The organism is Pantoea sp. R102, assembly GCF_004916815.1.
Lineage (GTDB): Bacteria > Pseudomonadota > Gammaproteobacteria > Enterobacterales > Enterobacteriaceae > Pantoea > Pantoea dispersa.
Map to the genome: position 1 here is coordinate 1 of NZ_SDFT01000161.1, position 19,647 is coordinate 19,647.

20 protein-coding genes, 2 tRNA genes and 1 pseudogene are annotated in these 19,647 nt (G+C 58.3%); 9 read left to right on the forward strand and 14 right to left on the reverse strand.

The genetic code is table 11. The features are described from left to right. The 4 genes from ERD80_RS16795 to hpxU form a co-directional block, all read right to left on the reverse strand. Nucleotides 1-207, reverse strand: a 207-nt coding sequence (locus ERD80_RS16795) for an ABC transporter permease subunit (protein WP_168926286.1), incomplete at its 3' end; no start/stop codon positions are given. Next, a complete protein-coding gene (locus ERD80_RS16800; RefSeq protein ID WP_021507296.1) occupies nt 204-872 on the reverse strand; it encodes an amino acid ABC transporter permease in 669 nt (222 codons plus the stop codon). The genes ERD80_RS16800 and ERD80_RS16795, both read right to left, overlap by 4 nt. Nucleotides 873-884: 12 nt before the next feature. Then, nucleotides 885-1,670, reverse strand: a complete 786-nt coding sequence (locus ERD80_RS16805) for a transporter substrate-binding domain-containing protein (protein ID WP_031279673.1) — start codon at nt 1,668-1,670, stop codon at nt 885-887. 194 nt (nt 1,671-1,864) lie between these two features. Then, nucleotides 1,865-2,704: a MurR/RpiR family transcriptional regulator HpxU gene (hpxU, locus tag ERD80_RS16810; protein ID WP_021507298.1), complete on the reverse strand. Its 840-nt coding sequence runs from the start codon at nt 2,702-2,704 to the stop codon at nt 1,865-1,867. A 192-nt stretch (nt 2,705-2,896) separates the two neighbouring features. On the opposite strand from hpxU, the gene ERD80_RS16815 reads away from it, so the two are divergent. The 4 genes from ERD80_RS16815 to hpxZ are packed head-to-tail and all read left to right on the forward strand — an operon-like array spanning nt 2,897 to nt 6,460. Next, nucleotides 2,897-4,483, forward strand: a complete 1,587-nt coding sequence (locus ERD80_RS16815) for a gamma-glutamyltransferase family protein (protein ID WP_136547723.1) — start codon at nt 2,897-2,899, stop codon at nt 4,481-4,483. A gap of 11 nt (nt 4,484-4,494) precedes the next feature. Next, entirely contained in the window at nt 4,495-4,680 is a 186-nt protein-coding gene (hpxX, locus tag ERD80_RS16820) for an oxalurate catabolism protein HpxX (protein ID WP_104092603.1), read from the forward strand. Continuing rightward, nucleotides 4,677-6,074: an AtzE family amidohydrolase gene (locus ERD80_RS16825; protein WP_136547725.1), complete on the forward strand. Its 1,398-nt coding sequence runs from the start codon at nt 4,677-4,679 to the stop codon at nt 6,072-6,074. Before hpxX ends, ERD80_RS16825 begins: the two co-directional genes overlap by 4 nt. A gap of 2 nt (nt 6,075-6,076) precedes the next feature. Beyond that, nucleotides 6,077-6,460 (forward strand): oxalurate catabolism protein HpxZ, encoded by a 384-nt coding sequence (hpxZ, locus tag ERD80_RS16830; protein WP_058769325.1) that lies wholly within the window; start codon nt 6,077-6,079, stop codon nt 6,458-6,460. A 74-nt stretch (nt 6,461-6,534) separates the two neighbouring features. On the opposite strand, the gene puuE is transcribed toward hpxZ, so the two are convergent. From puuE to ERD80_RS16845, 3 genes are read right to left on the reverse strand one after another with little or no spacing between them, the layout of a single operon-like run. Beyond that, nucleotides 6,535-7,488, reverse strand: a complete 954-nt coding sequence (gene puuE, locus ERD80_RS16835) for an allantoinase PuuE (protein ID WP_021507302.1) — start codon at nt 7,486-7,488, stop codon at nt 6,535-6,537. 35 nt (nt 7,489-7,523) lie between these two features. Next, nucleotides 7,524-8,255, reverse strand: a complete 732-nt coding sequence (hpxA, locus tag ERD80_RS16840; RefSeq protein WP_021507303.1) for an allantoin racemase — start codon at nt 8,253-8,255, stop codon at nt 7,524-7,526. Beyond that, nucleotides 8,252-8,974, reverse strand: coding sequence for a GntR family transcriptional regulator (locus tag ERD80_RS16845; protein ID WP_058769324.1), 723 nt, complete (start codon nt 8,972-8,974; stop codon nt 8,252-8,254). The genes hpxA and ERD80_RS16845 overlap by 4 nt, the downstream gene beginning before the upstream one ends. 144 nt (nt 8,975-9,118) lie before the next feature. Here ERD80_RS16845 and ERD80_RS16850 point away from each other — a divergent pair, with 144 nt between their 5' ends. Next, on the forward strand, nt 9,119-10,612 hold the full coding sequence (locus ERD80_RS16850) for an NCS1 family nucleobase:cation symporter-1 (protein WP_021507305.1): 1,494 nt from the start codon (nt 9,119-9,121) through the stop codon (nt 10,610-10,612). A 100-nt stretch (nt 10,613-10,712) separates the two neighbouring features. On the opposite strand, the gene ERD80_RS16855 is transcribed toward ERD80_RS16850, so the two are convergent. Beyond that, a tRNA-Asp gene (locus ERD80_RS16855) sits at nt 10,713-10,789 on the reverse strand. 134 nt (nt 10,790-10,923) lie between these two features. After that, the gene (dnaQ, locus tag ERD80_RS16860) at nt 10,924-11,655 is read right to left on the reverse strand and encodes a DNA polymerase III subunit epsilon (protein ID WP_058776026.1); all 732 of its coding nucleotides are present in this window, start codon (nt 11,653-11,655) and stop codon (nt 10,924-10,926) included. Here dnaQ and rnhA point away from each other — a divergent pair. Beyond that, nucleotides 11,609-12,176: pseudogene (gene rnhA, locus ERD80_RS16865) on the forward strand (ribonuclease HI). The gene dnaQ and the pseudogene rnhA sit on opposite strands and share 47 nt — an antisense overlap. Here rnhA and ERD80_RS16870 read toward each other — a convergent pair. Beyond that, a complete protein-coding gene (locus ERD80_RS16870) occupies nt 12,161-12,895 on the reverse strand; it encodes a class I SAM-dependent methyltransferase (protein WP_021507307.1) in 735 nt (244 codons plus the stop codon). The pseudogene rnhA and the gene ERD80_RS16870 sit on opposite strands and share 16 nt — an antisense overlap. A gap of 40 nt (nt 12,896-12,935) precedes the next feature. Between ERD80_RS16870 and gloB the strand changes: the two genes are divergently transcribed. After that, nucleotides 12,936-13,691 (forward strand): hydroxyacylglutathione hydrolase, encoded by a 756-nt coding sequence (gene gloB, locus ERD80_RS16875; protein WP_136547727.1) that lies wholly within the window; start codon nt 12,936-12,938, stop codon nt 13,689-13,691. A 71-nt stretch (nt 13,692-13,762) separates the two neighbouring features. Beyond that, complete coding sequence (mltD, locus tag ERD80_RS16880; RefSeq protein WP_031279674.1) at nt 13,763-15,139, forward strand: murein transglycosylase D; 1,377 nt, start codon at nt 13,763-13,765, stop codon at nt 15,137-15,139. Nucleotides 15,140-15,334: 195 nt separating this feature from the next. Here the strand turns inward: mltD and ERD80_RS16885 are convergent, their stop codons facing one another. Both ERD80_RS16885 and ERD80_RS16890 read right to left on the reverse strand, forming a co-directional pair. Continuing rightward, nucleotides 15,335-16,135, reverse strand: a complete 801-nt coding sequence (locus tag ERD80_RS16885) for an endonuclease/exonuclease/phosphatase family protein (protein WP_031279675.1) — start codon at nt 16,133-16,135, stop codon at nt 15,335-15,337. A gap of 148 nt (nt 16,136-16,283) precedes the next feature. Beyond that, a complete protein-coding gene (locus ERD80_RS16890; protein WP_058769322.1) occupies nt 16,284-17,462 on the reverse strand; it encodes an MFS transporter in 1,179 nt (392 codons plus the stop codon). A 100-nt stretch (nt 17,463-17,562) separates the two neighbouring features. Between ERD80_RS16890 and yafC the strand changes: the two genes are divergently transcribed. Further along, nucleotides 17,563-18,471 (forward strand): DNA-binding transcriptional regulator YafC, encoded by a 909-nt coding sequence (yafC, locus tag ERD80_RS16895; RefSeq protein WP_136547729.1) that lies wholly within the window; start codon nt 17,563-17,565, stop codon nt 18,469-18,471. A 12-nt stretch (nt 18,472-18,483) separates the two neighbouring features. Here yafC and dkgB read toward each other — a convergent pair whose 3' ends face one another. Both dkgB and ERD80_RS16905 read right to left on the reverse strand, forming a co-directional pair. Further along, a complete protein-coding gene (gene dkgB, locus ERD80_RS16900; RefSeq protein ID WP_136547731.1) occupies nt 18,484-19,287 on the reverse strand; it encodes a 2,5-didehydrogluconate reductase DkgB in 804 nt (267 codons plus the stop codon). A 170-nt stretch (nt 19,288-19,457) separates the two neighbouring features. Next, nucleotides 19,458-19,534 (reverse strand) — tRNA-Asp (locus ERD80_RS16905). Between the last annotated feature and the right edge of the window lie 113 nt (nt 19,535-19,647).

The following is a 19,647-nucleotide window of genomic DNA, read 5'->3' on the forward strand; positions in this document are numbered from 1 at the left end:
CAGCTGCATCAGCAGCGGCGTGCCCTGAAACAGCTCGGTATAACAGCGAATCAGGCGGGTGAGCCAGCGACGCTGCAGCAGACGCAGAAACAGCAGCGGCAGTGTTACCAGCGTGCCGCCGAAAAAGGCCACCAGCGACAGCAAAATCGTCCAGCGCGCCGCCAGCAGCAGGTTGCGCAGGATGTCCCAGTCAGTAAACGTTGTCATGCCGGCTGCGCTCCAAACCATTTGCGACCCAGCGCCAGCAGCAGCTGACGCATGGCAATCGACAACGCCAGATAGATCAGCGTGGTCACCAGATAAACTTCAAAACTCAAAAAGGTGCGCGACTGAATCAGGTTGGCGGCAAACGTCAGCTCTTCATACGAGACCTGCGACACTACCGACGAGCCGAGCATCACAATGATGCACTGGCTGACCAGCGCCGGATAAATGCGCTGCAGCGAGGGCGGCAGCACCACGCGGATGAAGGTTTGCGTGCGGCTCAGCCCGAGCACGCGCCCCGCTTCCCACTGCCCGCGCGGCGTGACCTGGATACCGGCACGGATGATTTCAGTGCTGTAGGCGCCAAGGTTAATCAGCATCGCCAGCAGCGCCGCTTCACCGGCCGTCAGTTTCAGCCCGAGATTAGGCAGACCAAACACGATAAAAAACAGCTGTACCACGAACGGCGTGTTGCGAATCAGCTCGACGTAGATGCCCCACAGGCGGCTGGCCCAGCCCGGTTTGCCGCTGCGCAGCGCCGCGCCGAGAATACCCAGTCCGACACCGCCCACCGTCGCCAGCACCGTAAGCTGCACCGTGACCCACAGTCCGGCCAGCAGCTCTGGCCAGTGCGGCCAGAGATCTGCAAAGTTAAGTTGCCCAATCATTGGCCGTTCCTGTTATGCGCCGAGGTTGGCAGGCAGCGGCGCTTTCAGCCACTCTTCCGACAGCTTGTTCAGCGTGCCGTCTTTAATACCCTGCTCAATCAGTGCGTTCACTTTCTCTTTCAGCGCTGGCTCATTCTTTTTCAGGCCGATAAAGCACGGTGAATCTTTCAGCATAAACTGCGGCACCGGGGCTTTTTCCGCGTTCTGGCGCGCAATCGCTGCGACCACCAGATTTCCGGTGGCGACATACTGCACCTGACCGGAGAGATAGGCGGACAGCGTGGTGTTGTTATCTTCGTAGCGCTTCACCTGAGCATCTTTCGGAGCGACATCGCTCAGCACCATGTCCTCTACTGCACCGCGCGTCACGCCAATCGATTTACCGCTCAGCGCCGCCGCATCTTTCAGCGTCTCGCCTTTCGGGCCGAACACGCCGAGGAAGAACGGTGCGTAGGCGCGGCTGAAGTCGATCACTTTTTCGCGCTCGGCGTTTTTGCCCATGCTGGAGATCACCAGGTCGACCTTGTCGGTCTGCAGATACGGTACGCGGTTGGCACTGGTCACCGGCACCAGCTGCAACTTCAGTTTCATCTGCTTCGCGAGGTATTTCGCCATGTCGATGTCATAGCCCTGCGGCTGCAGATCGGTACCAACCGAGCCAAACGGCGGAAAGTCCTGCGGCACTGCCACGCGAATCACGCCACGCTTCTGGATATCCTGCAGCTGATCGGCCATGGCGCTGCCTGCCTGCGCCAGCAGCAATGCTGCCCCTGCTACTGCCAGTAATACTTTGTTCATTATGCACCCCGGTGAGTTAATGGTGAAACAAAAGATTCTTGATAAATTGATTTGCAACTAATGTGCCAACCACAACGGGCAGCAAACGCAGCGGCTAAGCGGAGGATTTAAGGCGGTTAAGGGCGCATCATAACGGGGATCACCCCGTTAGCAGGCGCGATCAAAAAAGGTGCAAAGCACCAAAATGGTGCCCTTTAGCGGTGTTCCAGCTCATCGAGCTGCTGGTAAAGATCGGCAATCTGGTGGATGCGCTGACGCCCCTGCGACAGCATTTCGTGCAGCAGCGCGTTGGCCAGCAGGTTGATCAGGCTCATTGCCGAGGCGTAGCTGTCAAAGGCGGAAACGCTGTCGAGCGGTGCGCACAGCTGCCAGCGCGCCAGGGTGAGAATGCCCTGCGCCTGCGGTTCGCACAGCACCAGCACCGGGATGCCGCTCTGCTGCAGCTGCTGCATCAGTGGACGAATGATGCGTGGCCGGCGGCGAAACGCCATCACCACCACCACATCTTCCGGCGTCATGTCCACCAGCTCTTCGCCCAGCGTCTGGCCTGGCTGCGGCAACACCTGCACCTGGGCGCGCGCCTGCAGCAGCTGCTGACGCAGGTGCAGCGCCACCGGATACGCGTTGCGCATCCCAATGATGAACACCCGCCGTGCGGCGCCCAGCGCAGCAATCACCTCGCTAAACTGCCGGGCGTCAATGCTGTTGACCCACTGCGTCAGGTTCGCCATCTCCTGCTTGTAATGGCGCGACAGCAGCGTGTTGCCCTGCACCGCGTCGCGGTTATCGGTCAGCGGCATTCCGCTCTGGCGCAGGGTGCGCAGCTCGTCACGCATGTCTTTATATTTTTCATAGCCGAGGCGTTTGAACAGCCGGCTTACCGTGGCCTTTGATACGCCGCTGAGCCGCGCCAGCTCAGCGCTGTTATAGCTAATCAGATCATCAAAATGGTCAAACACAAAGTCAGCAATGCGCTGCTCCTGCGGCGACAGTTGCGGATAGTGACTGCGAAGGCGTTCATCGAGCTGTTTCATCATCGGTCCTGTAACTTTCGTTTCATCACAAGCTAGCATAAATCGATCCAGGCTGGCGTAACACCAAAACTGGAACGGCTCTTGCTTTACCATTGATACAGACTGGTAGCGGCGCAATTTGTTGCGCTTGTTTTCCCTATCCAGCGCGCCAAATCGCGCCGCTACAAAAGAATAATCCGGGAACAGTTCATTATGATTCAAAGCAATATGGCCCCGATGGGCATGGCGGTGACGCCACATCACCTTGCCAGCGAAAGCGCACTGGCAGTTCTGCGTGAAGGCGGCAACGCGCTGGAAGCCATGGTGGCCGCCGCGGCGACCATTGCGGTGGTCTATCCGCACATGAATGGCCTCGGCGGCGACGGCTTCTGGCTGGTGGTGCCGCCCGGCGGCGATCCGATTGCTATCGATGCCAGCGGCGCCGCCGGTTCGCTGGCGCACCCCGACTTCTATCACGGTGAGAGCCATATTCCGCATCGCGGCCCTAAAGCGGCACTGACGGTTGCCGGCACCGTCAGTGGCTGGCAGGAAGCGCTGACGCTGGCGCACGAACTGGGCGCGACGCCGCTGCCGCTGAGCCGTTTGCTGCGCGATGCGATTCGCTATGCGGCCGATGTCATTCAGGTCACCGCCTCGCAGGCGGCAGCGACGGCGGCAAAACAGCATGAGCTGCAACATCAGCCCGGTTTTGCTGCCACCTTTCTGCCTGATGGCGCACCGCCCGCCGCCGGCAGTCGTTTTACCCAGCCGGCACTGGCACAGACGCTGAGCGTGCTGAGCGAGCAAGGGCTGGAGAGCTTTTATCGCGGTGAGCTGGCGCACCATCTGGCACGCGAAATGGGCGCGCTCGGCATGCCGATTACGCTGGACGATTTACACCGGCAGCGCGCCCGGCGCTGCACGCCGCTGCACCTCGCGCACAGCGAAGGCGATATCTGGAACATGACGCCGCCAACGCAGGGGCTGGTATCGCTGGCGATCCTCGGGATCACCGATCGTCTGGCGATGGCCGACGCCAGTGAAGCGCAGACGGTGCACCGCATCGTTGAAGCCACCAAACAGGCCTTTGCCCTGCGCGACCAGCACATCACCGATCCGCGTCACATGGCGATTGATGTGCAGTCGCTGCTGGATGCCGATCATCTCGGCACGCTGGCCGCGCAGGTGCAGGACGATCGCGCCGCGCCCTGGGGTACCGGACGCGGACCGGGCGATACCGTGTGGATGGGGGTGATGGACAGCAGCGGCCTGGCGGTCTCCTTTATCCAGAGCATTTACCACGAATTTGGCAGCGGCGTCGTGCTGCCCGGCACCGGTATTACCTGGCAAAACCGTGGCGCGGCGTTCAGCCTGCAGCCGGATCACCTGCTGACGCTGGCACCGGGCAAACAGCCGTTTCATACGCTCAATCCAGCGGCGGCGCGCCTGAAAGATGGCCGCACGCTGGTGTACGGCTCGATGGGGGGTGATGGCCAGCCGCAAACCCAGGCGGCGATCTTTACCCGCTATGTCATTCAGGGCCAGCCGCTGCAGCAGGCGGTCAGCGCACCGCGCTGGCTGCTTGGCCGCACCTGGGGACAATCCTCAGACTCCCTCAAGCTGGAGGCGCGCATCGCGCCTGAAACCGTGCAGCAGCTGCGCGCGCTCGGTCATGAGGTCGAACTGCTGGCTGAATACAGTGAAGTGGTGGGCCACGCCGGCGCCATCGTCAGACACAACAATGGCATGCTGGAAGGCGCGTTTGATCCGCGCAGCAACGGCAGCGCTGCCGGCTTTTAACGGAGACAATCATGAATGCACAACCGGACTGGGCGGCCTATATCGCCCAAATGGAACAGATTCTGGCGCTGGAGCTGGACGACACGCGCCGCGCCGAGCTGCTGACGCAGTTTAACCGTATCGCCGCAATGGCGCAGCCGCTGATGGCGCTGCCGCTGGACGATCGCCTGGAAGTGGCGGGAGTATTTCATCCATGACGCTGGCAGCCTTATCGATTAGCCAGCTGCAGCAGGCACTGGCGCAGGGCGATCTCAGCGCGCGCGACATCGCACAGCAGACGCTGGCCGCCATTGAACAGCATAACCCGGCCATCAACGCCTGGACCGCCGTCACCGCGCAGCGCATGCTGCGGGAAGCCGATCGGCTGGATCAACAGCGTCAGCGCGGCGAGCCGCTGCCGGCGCTGGCTGGCATTCCCTATGCGGTAAAAAACCTGTTTGACGTCGCCGGTCACAGCACGCTTGCCGGCGCCAGCCTGTTCAGCGAGCGGCCGGTGGCACAGCAGGATGCGTGGGCGGTCTCTAAGCTGCAGCAGAGCGGCGCGCTGCTCTCCGGCATGCTGAATATGGACGCCTACGCTTACGGCTTTACCACCGAGAACACCCATTATGGTGCGACGCGCAACCCGCGCGATCTGTCACGCGTGGCCGGCGGCTCATCTGGCGGTTCCGCGGCAGCCGTCGCTGCCGGGCTGGTGCACTTTTCACTCGGCACTGACACCAACGGCTCGATTCGCGTGCCTGCTTCGCTGTGCGGCATTTTCGGCCTGAAACCCACCTTTGGTCGTCTGTCGCGCAGCGGCAGCCATCCGTTTGTCGCCAGCCTCGATCACATCGGTCCGTTTGCCCGTTCGGTGGAAGATTTGAGTCTGGTTTACGATGCGCTGCAGGGCGGCGACGCCAGCGATGCGTTTCAGGCGGCGCGGCCTGCGGAACCGGTCAGTGACAGGCTCTCTGCTGGCAGCGAAAAGCTGCGCAGCGCGGTGCTGGGCGGCTTTTTTGCTGACTGGTGCAGCGATGAGGCGCGCGCGGCGGTGGCGGTAGCGGCCCGCGCGCTCGGCGCGACAGAAGAAGTGACGCTGCCCCAGGCCGAACTGGCGCGCTCGGCCGCGTTTATCATGACCGCCGCGGAAGGTGGCAATCACTATCTGCCAGCGCTGCGCACCCAGCCAGAACGCTTTGAGCCGAATTCACGCGAACGCCTGCTGGCTGGCGCGATGCTGCCCGCCGCGTGGTATGTGCAGGCCCAGCGTTTCCGCCGTCACTTCCAGCAGCAGGTGCTGCCGCTGTTCGACCATTATGACGTGCTGATCGCCCCGGCGACGCCCTGTACCGCCACCACCATCGGCCAGGAAACCATTCACATCAACGGTCAGGATTTGCCGACACGCGCCAGCATGGGCATGCTGACGCAGCCGATTTCGTTCCTCGGCCTGCCGGTGTGTAGCGTACCGCTGCTCACCGCCAGCGGCTTACCGATTGGCCTGCAGCTGATTGCTGCGCCGTTTAACGAACAGCTGGCGCTGCGCGCCGCCTGGACACTGCAGCAGCAGGGTGTGACGCTGCCACAAACCTCTTTTATGGATGCCTGAAGATGACACCTGAACATATCGATCGTCCGGCGATACTGGCTGAAGTCACCGCCGCGTTTTACCGCTACGAGCAGGCGCTGGTGAGCAATGATGTCGCTGTACTGGACGAGCTGTTCTGGCACGATGCGCGTACGGTGCGACTCGGTGCCGGAGAGAATCTGTACGGGATTGACGAGATTCGCGCCTTTCGCGCGGCGCGTCCGTCAAAGGGGCTCGATCGCACGCTGCGCAATACGGTCATCACCACTTTTGGCGATGACTATGCGGTGTGCAGCACCGAGTTCACCCGCGAGGGCGTAGAGAAGATCGGCCGTCAGCAGCAGACCTGGGTACGGCTGCCGTGCGGCTGGCGCATCGTGGCAGCGCAGGTGAGTTTGATGAGCTGACGCAGGCGCGAGCGTTGCCCTCTCCTGGCAAGAGAGGGCAAAAACGACCTGATATCCGTGAAAGGTAAGGCCGCTTACGCAGCCGGATGCGTCTTCATCCAGTGATCGGCAATCTGCTGACGCGTGCACACCCACACCTTGTCGTGCTGCTGGATATGGTCGAGGAAACGCTGCAGCGCGCGGAATTTCCCCGGACGCCCCAGCAGACGGCAGTGCATGCCAATCGACATCATCTTCGGCGCCGTCGCGCCCTCTTCATACAGCACATCAAAGGTATCGCGCAGATAGGTATAGAACTGCTCGGCGGTGTTGAATCCCTGCGGCGTGGCGAAGCGCATGTCGTTGCACTCCAGCGTGTAGGGAATGATCAGATGCGGCTTCACCGTGCCGTCCTGACAGGTGACCTGCGTCCAGAACGGCAGATCGTCACCGTAGTAATCGCTGTCGTAGCTGAAGCCGCCCTGCTCGACCACCAGCCGCCGCGTATTGGGGCTGTCGCGCCCGGTATACCAGCCGGTGGGCGCTTTACCGAATAGCTCGGTGAGCACGTCCACTGCCTGCTGCATGTGCTGACGCTCGGTTTTGGCATCCATCCCCTGATAGTGAATCCAGCGCCAGCCGTGGCTGACCACATCGTAATCGGCGGCTTTGATGGCCTCGACAATCTGCGGATGCCGCGCCAGCGCCATCGCGACGCCAAAGATGGTCAGCGGCAGGCCGCGCTGCTGAAACTCCTGATGGATGCGCCAGAAACCGGCACGCGAGCCGTACTCATACAGGGAATCCATCGACATGTGGCGATCGGCATAGCTGGCGGCACCGATGATGTCGGAGAGAAACTGCTCAGAGCCCGCGTCGCCGTGCAGCACATTGTTTTCAGCGCCCTCTTCATAGTTGAGCACGAACTGCACCGCCACCCGCGCCTCACCCGGCCACTGCGCGTGCGGCGGCTGGCCCGCATAGCCAATCAGATCGCGCGGATAATTTTTGTTGAAGCTGTACTCTTTCTTCTCAGATACATCACTCATTCTGCAAGTTCCTGTCATCAGTCCTCAACCAGCCCTTAGTTTAGGTGCTGAAATGCCGCGCTGAGCGGTTTTTTAATCGGGTAAGCCAGATCGCCGTGTTTGCTGGTACCAAAGCCCAGCGCCAGTAATGACTCGACCATTTTCACCGCCGCACTGACGCCATCAATCACCGGCAGGCCCAGCTCTTTGGTCAGGTCCTGCGCCAGCGACGCCATGCCGCCGCAGCCCAGCACAATCGCGCCGCTGCCATCTTCACGTTTCGCCTGCAGGCAGCGCTCGCGCACTTTCTCCTGCGCGACGCCGCTGCCGTCCTCAAGCGCCAGCACCGGCAGATCAATGGCGTGCAGCGCGGCACAGTGATGGCTGAATCCGTACTGCTGCAGCAGATGGCGGGCGATCACCAGCGTGCGCGGCAGCGTGGTGACAATCGAAAAACGCGTCGCCACCAGCGTCGCGGTGTGCATCGCCGCTTCGGCAATGCCAATCACCGGTCCGCTCGCCAGTTCGCGCGCCGCCAGCAGTCCCGGATCGCCAAAGCATGCGATGATATGGCCGCTGACGCCCTGCTCTTTGCCGCGTTTTACCTGTTCCAGCACGCCCACCGCGGCAATCGCTTCATCAAAGTGTCCTTCAATGGAGGGCACGCCCTCGCTCGGGCACACCGCCACAATCTCCGTGCCAGGTGCGGCCACGGCGCGCGCCGCTGCACCGATGGTCGCCGTCATGGCGGCGCTGGTATTCGGGTTGATCACCTGGATCAGGCTCATGATGCCGCTCCTTTATGACCGGCAAATAACCGGGTGAAATCAGGCAGGGTTTCGCCGCTGCGTTCAAAGTGCAGGCTGGCGACGATATGTTCGAAGTGATGTTGCAGCGCCGTGGTTAACGCCGGCAGATCGTTTTGCCGCAGCAGATCCACCAGCCGATCGTGATGATCGCAACGACAGCCGCGCTGCCAGGGGGCACCGTAAGCGGCGATCACCAGTGAGGAGCGCTGCGTCAGGCGCGTCACCATGTCAGTCAGCACCTGATTGCCGGAAATCGCCTGCAGCTGGATATGAAAAGCCGCAGACAGACGGATGGCGGCGGCCCCGTCGTGCTGCTGGTGCGCCTGCTGCTCGTCGGCAATTAAGCCACTGAGCGCGGCGAGATGCGGCGGCTGCAGATGCGCCAGCACCGCCGGCAGATTGGCGCACTCCAGCAGGCTGCGCGTGGCGAAGATGTCGCGCGCTTCCTCCACGCCCGGCGTCGCCACCTGTGCACCACGTCTGGGCGACAGGGTGATCATTTGCACCGCCGCGAGGCGCTGCAGCACCTTACGAATGCCGGTACGGCTGACGCCAAACACCTCCGACAGCGCCTCTTCCGGCAATTTGCTGCCCGGCGGCAGCTGGTGCTCCACGATGGCGTTCAGCAACGCCTGGTAGATAGGTTCGTCTCTGTCATTCAGATCGGCAGCCGTTTTCAGGCCTGTTTCACTCTTCATTACCCGCTCCGGCAAGTGACTGTATGCAGACATCGTATACGTGAAATTCATTTTTTGTATACAAGAAATCAATTCTGGCCTGGATCCTGCAATACCGTTTCACGCTGTCATTATTTTTCCATGAAGTTAAGAGGAGCAGGTTTCATGCCAAATCATTCTGAAGTGACCTCTGCGGTGGCCTCTGAAGCCAACGCCCATTACAGCCCGCGTCTGTGTAACGACGACCTGGCGCCGACCCGCAACCAGAGCTGGTCGTGGTACAACATTTTTTCGTTCTGGATGTCGGACGTGCACAGCATGGGGGGTTATGTAGTGGCGGCCAGCTTCTTCACCCTCGGTCTGGCCAGCTGGCAGGTGCTGCTGTGTCTGCTGGTGGGAATTTGCATCGTGCAGCTGTGCGCTAACCTGGTGGCAAAGCCGAGCCAGATGGCCGGCGTGCCTTATGCGGTGATTTCGCGTCAGGCATTTGGCGTGTTCGGGGCCAACATCCCGGCGGTGATTCGCGGGCTGATCGCCTTCGCCTGGTACGGCATTCAGACCTATCTGGCGGCGAATGCGCTGATGCTGGTGCTGCTGAAGTTCTACCCGTCGTTAAGCAGCATGACGCAGAGCAGCTGGCTCGGCCTGTCGCAGCTTGGCTGGTGCTGTTTCGGCGTCATGTGGCTGCTGCAGGCGATGGTGTTCTGGCACGGCATGAGCGCGATTAAACGCTTTATCGATATCGCCGGTCCGGCGGTATACGTGGTGATGGTGGCGCTGGCGGGCTGGATTGTATACAAAACCGGTTTTGACGGTATCTCCTTCACCCTCGCCAGTAAATCACTGAGCGCGGGCGAGCAAACCTGGCAGATGATTACCGCGACCGCGCTGGTGGTCTCTTATTTCTCCGGTCCGCTGCTCAACTTTGGTGACTTCTCGCGCTACGGCAAAAGCATGGGTGAGATTCGCCGCGGCAACCGCTGGGGCCTGCCGTTCAACTTCCTGCTGTTTTCGATTGTGACCGTGGTCATCGTCTCGGGTACTCAGTCGCTGTTTGGCAAAATGATCACCGATCCGATTGAAACCGTGAGCATGGTAGGCAACGATGTAGCGGTCGCTATCGGGCTGCTGACCATGATTACCGCCACCATCGGCATCAATATCGTGGCGAACTTCGTTTCGCCAGCGTTTGATTTCTCTAACTGCTCACCGCAGAAGATCAGCTTCCGCGCCGGTGGCATGATTGCCGCCGTGGGTTCAGTGCTGCTGACGCCGTGGAATCTGTTCCAGTCGCCAGAGCTGATTCACTACACGCTGGATGTGCTGGGATCATTTATCGGACCGCTGTTTGGCATTCTGATCGCCGATTTCTACCTGATCAAACGCAGCAAGGTATACGTTGATGACCTGTTCAACGATACGCCAAAAGGCCGCTACTGGTACCGCGGCGGTTTCAATCCAAAAGCGATTGCTGCGCTGCTACCTTCCGTGGGTATTTGCCTGGTGATTAGCTTTATTCCTTCCCTGCACGCGGTGGCAAACTTCAGCTGGTTCATCGGCGTGGCGCTGGGCGCTGGCTGCTACCGCTGGCTGGCGCGCGCTGAACGTGAGGTGCCGCAAGCCACCTATCGTGCGGAAGTGGCGGTACAGAAGGATTAATGCGCTGGCGGTCGCCATGAATGGCGACCGTACGCCAGATGGGTATGATTTAGAAAAGCAAAAAGCCGATGCATTGCTGCATCGGCTTCTTTAAAGAGATTGGCGGAACGGACGGGGCTCGAACCCGCGACCCCCTGCGTGACAGGCAGGTATTCTAACCAACTGAACTACCGCTCCGCGCTTTGTTCCCCGTCGGGAACGAGGCGCATATTAATGGCAGCCTCATCCCTCGTCAACGCTTTTTGCAGGGGAATCTCTCGTTTGGCGGTTTTTTCAGCTTAACGACGCTTTTCCACGCAAAATCAGCGGCTTCAGGCGCGCCACAGGCAGCTGCCGCCCTTCTTTTGCACCAGATCGAGCCGGCTCTCATGCGCCATTATTTCTTCATCGCTGGCGCTAACCACGCGCAGGCCGGCGCCCGGACGAACGATGCGCTGTATATGCTCGCCTGCCACCTGATTGCTCTGCTCGCCTTCCATTGAAAACGCCAGCGAGGTCTGGCCGCCGGTCATGGTGAGGAACACTTCGGCCAGAATCTCGGCATCAAGCAAAGCGCCGTGCAGCGTACGTTTGCTGTTGTCGATCTCGAAACGGTTACACAGCGCATCCAGGCTGTTGCGCTTGCCCGGGAACATTTTACGCGCCATCGCCAGGCTATCGGTGATCTGACAGAAGGTTTCTGTCTTGCCGATGTCACGCTGCAGCATGGCAAATTCGTAATCCATAAAGCCGATGTCGAACGAAGCGTTATGGATCACCAGCTCCGCGCCGCGAATGTAATCGAGGAATTCATCGGCGATTTGCGCAAAGGTCGGTTTATCGGCGAGGAATTCATCGGCAATACCGTGTACGCCGAACGCTTCCGGATCCACCAGCCGATCGGGCTTGAGATACATATGGAAGTTGTTGCCGGTCAGGCGACGGTTGATCACCTCAACCGCACCGATTTCAATGATGCGATGTCCTTCGTAATGCACCCCGATCATGTTCATGCCGGTGGTTTCGGTATCGAGGACGATCTGGCGGTTATTTGCAGTGCTCATAGGACTCGTTTTATGTCAGACTTGGCGTTTTGTCAGAAGGAAGTCTACCAGAGATGCGCAAACAGGTAGAAATATTCACCGATGGATCCTGCCTGGGCAATCCCGGTCCCGGGGGCTACGGCGCCATTCTTCGCTACCGCCAGCACGAGAAATTATTCAGCGCCGGCTACCGCCTTACTACCAATAATCGCATGGAGCTGATGGCGGCCATTGTGGCACTGGAAGCGCTGACCCAGCCGTGTGACGTGGTGCTTAGTACCGACAGCCAGTATGTGCGCCAGGGCATCACCAGCTGGATTCACAACTGGAAAAAGCGCGGCTGGAAAACCGCAGAAAAGAAGCCGGTGAAGAACGTTGATCTGTGGCAGCGACTCGACGCGGCGCTCAGTACCCATCAGATTCAGTGGGAGTGGGTAAAAGGCCATGCCGGTCATCCGGAGAACGAACGCTGCGATGAACTGGCACGCAGCGCTGCCGGCAATCCTTCCCTCGACGATATTGGCTATCAGGTTGAGTCCTGATCGCTGGCTTCCCGAAACTGCCGCGTGGCATTGACTGCTGGCCGTAACTGGGTTTTGCCGGGCATCATCTTTACTTTGCCCGGCGTCAGCGGGAAGGTGCGCTTACGCGCAACCACGATATTCAGACAGCCCAGCGCCGGCAGGTGCGTGCTGATCATCTTGCCGCCCTGGCGGTGCCACGGCACCACCTGAAAGCGCGTACGATATACCACTTCATAGTTGAGTAAGCTCAGCCAGTCGAGCAGGCGCACCTGGCTGAACATCCGTCCGCTCCACGGTGCGCGGCGCTGTAATCCGGGCAGGCCTTTACTGATGCCCAGCAGGCTGAACGGATTGAAGCCGCTGATAATCATCCAGCCGTCATCAATCAGTACGCGATCCACTTCGCGCAGGACGCGGTGCGGATCCTGGCTCCAGGCCAGCGTGTGCGCCAGCAGACAGGCATCAATTGATTTGGCTTCAAATGGCAACTGCGTTGCGCTGGCGATGACGTGCAGCCCATCGCCCTCATCGCCCACATTAACCTGATGCGATATGGCACACTGGCGGGTATTGATTTCTGCGCTGAGGCTGCCAATTTTAAGCATATGAAAGCCGTACAGCTTGCCGAGATACGGTTGCAGTTGCTGAGTTAACGCGTCGCGGAAATAGTCGCCCCAGGGCATATCCTGCCAGGAGCGCGGCGCAGTCAGGATTTGGCGTGTTTTCGCTGGCTTCATGCTCTACCATTTTCCTTTTTCTACGACCTGAGAGGTGTTTATGAATCTTACCAGTATTCCCGCGTTGCAGGATAACTACATCTGGACACTGAACGATGAACAGGGACGCGGTCTGATCGTCGATCCGGGTGAAGCCCGGCCGGTGCTGGAAAAAATTCACGCCAATCACTGGCAGCCGCAGGCCATTCTGCTGACCCATCATCATCACGATCACGTGGGCGGCGTTAGCGAATTGCTGGAGCACTATCCGCAACTTGAGGTTTATGGTCCGCAGGAGACCGCCGATAAAGGCGCGCGCACTATTCTCAGTGACGGTGATGAATTTACGCTGCTCGGGCTAAATTTCCGCGTCATCGCAACGCCTGGACACACTTTAGGACATATCTCATATTTCAGCTCACCTTATCTTTTCTGTGGCGATACGATGTTTTCGGGTGGCTGCGGACGACTGTTCGAAGGCACTGCGCAGCAAATGTTTGAGTCGTTTCAGGCGCTTAATCAACTCCCTGCCGATACGCTTATCTGCTGTGCGCATGAATACACTTTATCCAATATGAAGTTTGCTGCGGCTATTCTGCCTCAGGACCCGAAAATTTTGGCAAGGTATCAGCAAATTAAGGACTTACGCGCAGAAAATCGCATTACTTTGCCAACAAAACTGGCGCTGGAGCGTGAAATAAATTTATTCCTGCGTACGCAAGATCCTGATTTGCAAAAGGCTTTGGGCATTAATGTGTCGTCGGCTCCGTTATGGCAGACTTTTGCCGATCTACGCGAGAAGAAAGACCGTTTTTGATATTTCTGGTTGTGTTGTGCCGGTCGCTAACGTATAGTTGCTCGTCTTTTAAGCGAACTATTGACACACACATGAAGGCTAAAGCGATATTACTCGCCTCGGTCTTGCTGGTTGGATGTCAGGCATCAAGGAATGACGCCAGTATCCCGGTACAGCATGCACAGAGTCTGTCTTCAGCTGGTCAAGGTGAAAATGGAAAGTACGGAGATCGCTTGTTGTCGCCGCGCTGGCAAGATGATGGAACCAGCCTCGCAGAAGACACTGATCTCTGGAATCACATTAGTGACGAGTTGAAGATGGGGATTCCGGAAAACCCGCGAATCCGCGAACAAAAAACAAAGTACTTAAAAAATAAGAGCTATCTCCACGATGTAACATTACGGGCAGAGCCGTACATGTACTGGATTGTCGAGCAGATACAGAAACGTAAAATGCCGATGGAACTGGTACTGCTACCCATAGTGGAGAGCGCTTTTGACCCACACGCAACCTCTTCTGCGAATGCCGCTGGCATCTGGCAGATCGTTGCGCAGACGGGCAAAAACTATGGTTTGAAACAGAACCAATGGTACGACGGACGCCGCGATGTGGTGGCCTCAACCAAAGTTGCGCTGGATATGATGCAGCGTCTGAACGGCATGTTTGACGGTGACTGGTTACTGACCATCGCCGCCTATAACAGCGGTGAAGGGCGTGTGCTGAAGGCGATGAAACAGAACAAGGCGCGCGGTAAGCCGACCGACTTCTGGCATTTATCGCTGCCACGCGAGACCACGGTTTACGTACCTAAAATGCTGGCCCTGAGTGATATTCTCAAGAACAGCAAGCGTTACGGTATTAAGCTGCCAACCGCGAATGAGAGCCGTGCACTGGCTCGCGTTGAAGTGGGACAGCAGATTGAACTGACGCAGGCCGCAGATATGGCTGGTATGTCGCTCAGCAAGCTGAAGACATTCAATGCCGGGTATAAAAACGGCACCACCGCGCCAAACGGACCGCACTATATTATGGTGCCTAAGTCCAACGTGGCTCAGCTGCGCAATTCACTGGCTTCCGGTGATATTGCTGCGGTACAGCCCGGCGAGCTGGCGAAAGTCAGCGCTGCAGGCAATAGCTATAAGGTCCGCAAAGGCGACACCTTATCGGGCATTGCCAGTAAGCTTGGTGTGAGCGTTAGTGCACTGAAGCAGCAGAATAACCTGCGCAGTGCGTCAGTACGCATCGGTCAGACACTGACCGTTGGCAGCAAAGCTGGCGCGTCGCAGCTGGCGGATAACGGCAACAGCATCACCTATCGTGTACGTAAGGGTGATTCTTTTGCCAGTATCGCCAAACGTCACGGTGTTAACACCAAAGACGTGATGCGCTGGAACAGTGACGCTAAAGACATTCAGCCCGGCGACAAGCTGACGCTGTTTGTGAAGAATAGCGCAACACCCGATACCTGATGCACCGAAAAGGCTGACTTTTGTCAGCCTTTTTCATTATTTACCTTTTCCCTTTCCCGCAGTCCAACACACTCCCGCGTAAACCTCGTTATTTTTTCGCCGCTGCACCATGCTTGTAGCGGTCTGAAGTGGTTTATTGAGCAGGATGCGGCTTCAGCGCTGTGAATCATTCGCCTTTGGCGCGCCGCGCCTGGCTTAGCGTTTAGCCGCGCCGGGACTGAATTCAACCAGCAGAGGATTATGGTCAGAGGCACGCGTCACCAGCACCGACGCCTCGCTGACTTTCATGTCGCGGTAAAAGACAAAGTCCAGCGGGCGGCCAAAGGCCTTGCGCCGATGATCATCAGTAAAGTTTACTTCGCGCAGCGCCATCTCACGGGCAAAGCGGTAGAGCGCGTTCATACGCTGGCGGCTCCAGGCATTGAAGTCGCCGGCCATGATCACCGGCCCGCGATGATGCTGGATTTGCTCGCCAATCGGCCCCAGCTGTTTGCTGTACACATCAACGCCGAGGCTGAAATTGACCGCATGAATGTTGACCACCATCAGCATTTCGCCGGTGGGAAGCGGATAGGCAGTGACCAGAGCGGATTTAGACAGCCTCAGTAGCGGCTCACGTTCACGCAGCGGACAGCAGTAGACCGGATGGGCAGAAGCCAGCGTCATGACGCCAGAGGGGTGTTGTGGCAGCACAAAGGCCGGTACCTGATCGGCCGCAAGATAATTGCTGGTGGCGAACTGCACCAGTTCCGGTGTGGTCTGCGCCTCCTGCAGCAGCACCAGATGGGCATCTTTGCCGAAGCCCTGCAGTACTGACATCCAGTCTGCCCGCTGCTGTTTGAATATATTCCACACCAGCACGCGCAGGGTTGGGTCGGCTGGCAGCGGTGCACCGGGCGGTAACGCCTGCCCAAGATGCAGCATCGCCCCTGGCGGAAAAATCCGCTCAGCAGGCTGACCTGCTACATACCGCATTGCATAAGTTTTTTTTCGCACTGTCCCGCCTGGCTGATTTTCGACTACAACTTCACCTGACTGTTATAGGGATTTTAGCGCGGGGTTTCAATTGCTGTTATTGATTGTCGGAATTCGCCTCACAGCCAGCAACGGCAACAGCCCACCATACGGCAGGCTGTTGTGCGGCTTATTCAATGATGGCTGCCGCACGCGGCTTATCCAGCTGGCCACTGAGGCGGACCAGCAGCAGAGCCGCAAACACGATGACGGCACCCACCCATGGCGTGTGCGCCAGACCGTAATGTTCCACGATGTGACCGCCGACGGTTGAACCCAGTGCGATGCCAATATTAAAGGCCGCGATATTCAGCCCTGACGCGACATCAACTGCGCCTGGCGCATAGTGTTCAGCCTTTTGCACCACGTAAACCTGCAGGCCAGGTACGTTAGCAAAGGCAAAGACGCCCATCACCAGCACCGTGAGCAGCGCGAGGTAATGCATGCTGGCGGTGAACTGGAATACCACTAACAGAATGGCCAGCGCGATAAAAATCAGCGTCAGCGCCGGTACCGCCCCGCGGCGATCGGCCAGCCTGCCGCCCCAGATATTCCCGATCGCCACTGCAATACCGTACCCCAGCAGCACGCCGCTGACGGCGGTCGGCGAGAAACCGGCCAGTGACTGCATCATCGGTGCCAGGAAGGTAAAGGTGGTAAAGATGCCACCGTAGCCCAGCGCCGTAATCGCGTAAATCAGCAGCAGACGCGGATTGATCATTACCGCGGCCTGCTGTGCCAGGGAGGTGGCAGGCGGCTGTGCGATGTTACGCGGTACCAGTATCATGCTGCTGACCAGCGCAATCACGCCCAGCAGAGAGACCGCCAGAAAACTTTCACGCCAGCCAAAGTGCTGGCCAATCAGTGTGCCAAGCGGTACGCCGGTGACCAGCGCCACAGTTAAGCCGCCAAACATGATGGCTATCGCACTGGCGGCCTTCTCTTTGCTTACCAGGCTGGTCGCAATAGTTGAGCCTACTGAGAAGAAAACACCGTGCGCCAGACCGGTCAGCAGACGCGCCATCACCAGCGTTTCATAGTTGGGTGCCAGCCAGGCCACCAGATTACCGACGGTAAACAGCGCCATCAGACCCATCAGCAACTGCTTGCGCGGCAGCTTACCGGTTAAGGCGGTGAGCACTGGCGCGCCGACGGCCACGCCAAGTGCGTAGATGGATACCAGCATCCCGGCAGAAGGTAACGTAATGCTGAGCTGTTCAGCGATGGTCGGAATCAGCCCGACGATAACAAACTCGGTGGTTCCAATAGCGAAGGCGCTGATGGTCAGCGCCCAGAGTGCAAGTGGCATGGTTGACTCCCAATAATGTTTTGATGGGCGCCATTATCGACTCGTGCTTTAATAACAAAAAGAAGCAAAGTAACAATAAACTTTTGCCTGAGGAGGCATAATGAAGGCATCTTCAGAGGAGTTAAAAGTCTTTATCGCTGTGGTGGAAAGCGGCAGTTTTAGCCGTGCAGCGGAGCAGTTACAGATGGCCAATTCGGCGGTGAGCCGCACCGTGAAGAAGCTGGAGAACAAGCTTGGCGTGTCGCTGCTGACGCGTACCACCCGTCAGCTGGCGCTGACTTATGAAGGCGAACTCTATTTCCGGCGCGTGCAGAAGCTGATCCTTGAGATGGCGACAGCAGAGAATGAGCTGATTGAGCGCCAGCAGGCGCCACAGGGTGTGCTGCGCATCGACGCGGCAACACCGGTGATCCTTAACCTGCTGATGCCGATGATTAAACCCTTTCGCGAGCGCTATCCGGCGGTCACGCTATCGCTAATCTCCTCTGAAAGCTTTATCAACCTGATCGATCGTAAAGTGGATGTCGCTGTTCGTGCCGGGGATTTAACCGACTCCACGCTGCGTGCCCGGCTGCTGTTCATCAGCTATCGTAAAATGGTCGCTACGCCAGCTTATCTGGCGAAATATGGTACGCCGGCGTCGGTGGAGGCGCTGGCACAGCATCAGTGCCTCGGCTTTGTCGAGACGCCTCGTCTCAATCGCTGGCCAGTTTCGGCCAATGGCAGCGATCTGTATGAAATTGACGCGGCGATGTCATCAAACAGCGGAGAGACAATCAAGCAGCTGTGCCTGAACGATCAGGGTATCGCCTGCCTGTCGGACTTTATGGTGAATGCGGAAATTGCGTCGGGCACTTTTGTTGAGGTGCTGGCGCACCAGTCGGTACCGGTTGAGATGCCTTTTAATGCGGTATATTACAGCGATTTAGGGGTGAGCCAGCGCGTGCGGGCCTTTATTGATTTTCTCAGCGAGTGGGTCAGAGATCAGCCCTGGCGCGTGCAGGGCTGATGCATGGGAGAATTAATCCCAGTCTGGTGCCAGACCTTCCGGGCTGACCAGACGCTGCTGACGATCCAGCGCGGCGATCTGCGCCATGTCGTCCGCATCCAGTGTCAGATCCTGCGCCGCCATATTGCTGGCCAGGTTCTCACGTTTGGTTGAGGAGGGGATCACGGCATAACCCAGTGCCAGTGCCCACGCCAGGACGATCTGCGCGGGTGTGGCCTGATGTTTCTGCGCAATCTGCTTTATCACCTGTTCTTTTAACGCTTCGCCATATGCCAGCGTCATGTATGAAGTGATGTGAATGCCCTGCTGTTTCGCGAACTCCACGACCTGGCGATTTTGCAGGAACGGGTGCAGCTCAATCTGGTTGGTCGCAATGTTCTCTGCGCCCACAGCGGCAATGGCCTCTTTCATCAGGGCAATCGGGAAGTTAGAGATACCAATCTGACGCGTCAGTCCCGCCTCTTTCGCCGCCATCAATGCCTGCATGCTCTCTTTGACCGATACCGCTGCACCCGGCGATGGCCAGTGAATTAGCGTCAAATCGACATAGTCGGTACGCAGTTTCGCCAGGCTCTGCTGCAGGCTGGGGATCAGTTTGTCGGCGGCGAGATTCTCAATCCAGATTTTAGTGGTGATAAACAGCTCATCACGTGCCACGCCGCTTTCGGCAATAGCCTGACCTACGGCAGCTTCGTTTTCATAAATTTGAGCGGTATCGATGGTGCGATAACCGAGTTCCAGTGCGGTTTTCACTGAATGAATAACGACATCGTCCTGCAGACGAAATGTTCCTAAACCAAAAGCGGGGATTGTCATGTTTTCCTCATCATTGCGTTGAATGTTGCGATGAGGCGTATTTTGGCAGGATTATTGTTGCTGAAAAATCCGCTTATGAGCAGAGGAATTTTGCGTTTTACTCAACAATGTCGGGTTTTTAGCGGACATGAAAAAGCCCTGACTTCACAGTCAGGGCTTCTCAATTTAAGTGGCGGAACGGACGGGGCTCGAACCCGCGACCCCCTGCGTGACAGGCAGGTATTCTAACCAACTGAACTACCGCTCCACCGATTCTGTACTGATATCAGACCGTCGCTGATTTCAGGTGTTTCGCCCTTTCCGCGTCACCGGGAAGGTCACGACCCGATTAGGGGTCTTAAATTGATGCCTGGCAGTTCC

Excerpts from the sequence above, each read along its gene's own strand:
- ERD80_RS16800 (WP_021507296.1), bottom strand. The coding sequence starts at position 872 with ATGATTGGGCAACTTAACTTTGCAGATCTCTGGCCGCACTGGCCAGAG.
- ERD80_RS16805 (WP_031279673.1), bottom strand. The coding sequence starts at position 1,670 with ATGAACAAAGTATTACTGGCAGTAGCAGGGGCAGCATTGCTGCTGGCG.
- hpxU (WP_021507298.1), bottom strand. The coding sequence starts at position 2,704 with ATGAAACAGCTCGATGAACGCCTTCGCAGTCACTATCCGCAACTGTCG.
- ERD80_RS16815 (WP_136547723.1), top strand. The coding sequence starts at position 2,897 with ATGATTCAAAGCAATATGGCCCCGATGGGCATGGCGGTGACGCCACAT.
- hpxX (WP_104092603.1), top strand. The coding sequence starts at position 4,495 with ATGAATGCACAACCGGACTGGGCGGCCTATATCGCCCAAATGGAACAG.
- ERD80_RS16825 (WP_136547725.1), top strand. The coding sequence starts at position 4,677 with ATGACGCTGGCAGCCTTATCGATTAGCCAGCTGCAGCAGGCACTGGCG.
- hpxZ (WP_058769325.1), top strand. The coding sequence starts at position 6,077 with ATGACACCTGAACATATCGATCGTCCGGCGATACTGGCTGAAGTCACC.
- puuE (WP_021507302.1), bottom strand. The coding sequence starts at position 7,488 with ATGAGTGATGTATCTGAGAAGAAAGAGTACAGCTTCAACAAAAATTAT.
- hpxA (WP_021507303.1), bottom strand. The coding sequence starts at position 8,255 with ATGAGCCTGATCCAGGTGATCAACCCGAATACCAGCGCCGCCATGACG.
- ERD80_RS16845 (WP_058769324.1), bottom strand. The coding sequence starts at position 8,974 with ATGAAGAGTGAAACAGGCCTGAAAACGGCTGCCGATCTGAATGACAGA.
- ERD80_RS16850 (WP_021507305.1), top strand. The coding sequence starts at position 9,119 with ATGCCAAATCATTCTGAAGTGACCTCTGCGGTGGCCTCTGAAGCCAAC.
- dnaQ (WP_058776026.1), bottom strand. The coding sequence starts at position 11,655 with ATGAGCACTGCAAATAACCGCCAGATCGTCCTCGATACCGAAACCACC.
- ERD80_RS16870 (WP_021507307.1), bottom strand. The coding sequence starts at position 12,895 with ATGAAGCCAGCGAAAACACGCCAAATCCTGACTGCGCCGCGCTCCTGG.
- gloB (WP_136547727.1), top strand. The coding sequence starts at position 12,936 with ATGAATCTTACCAGTATTCCCGCGTTGCAGGATAACTACATCTGGACA.
- mltD (WP_031279674.1), top strand. The coding sequence starts at position 13,763 with ATGAAGGCTAAAGCGATATTACTCGCCTCGGTCTTGCTGGTTGGATGT.
- ERD80_RS16890 (WP_058769322.1), bottom strand. The coding sequence starts at position 17,462 with ATGCCACTTGCACTCTGGGCGCTGACCATCAGCGCCTTCGCTATTGGA.
- yafC (WP_136547729.1), top strand. The coding sequence starts at position 17,563 with ATGAAGGCATCTTCAGAGGAGTTAAAAGTCTTTATCGCTGTGGTGGAA.
- dkgB (WP_136547731.1), bottom strand. The coding sequence starts at position 19,287 with ATGACAATCCCCGCTTTTGGTTTAGGAACATTTCGTCTGCAGGACGAT.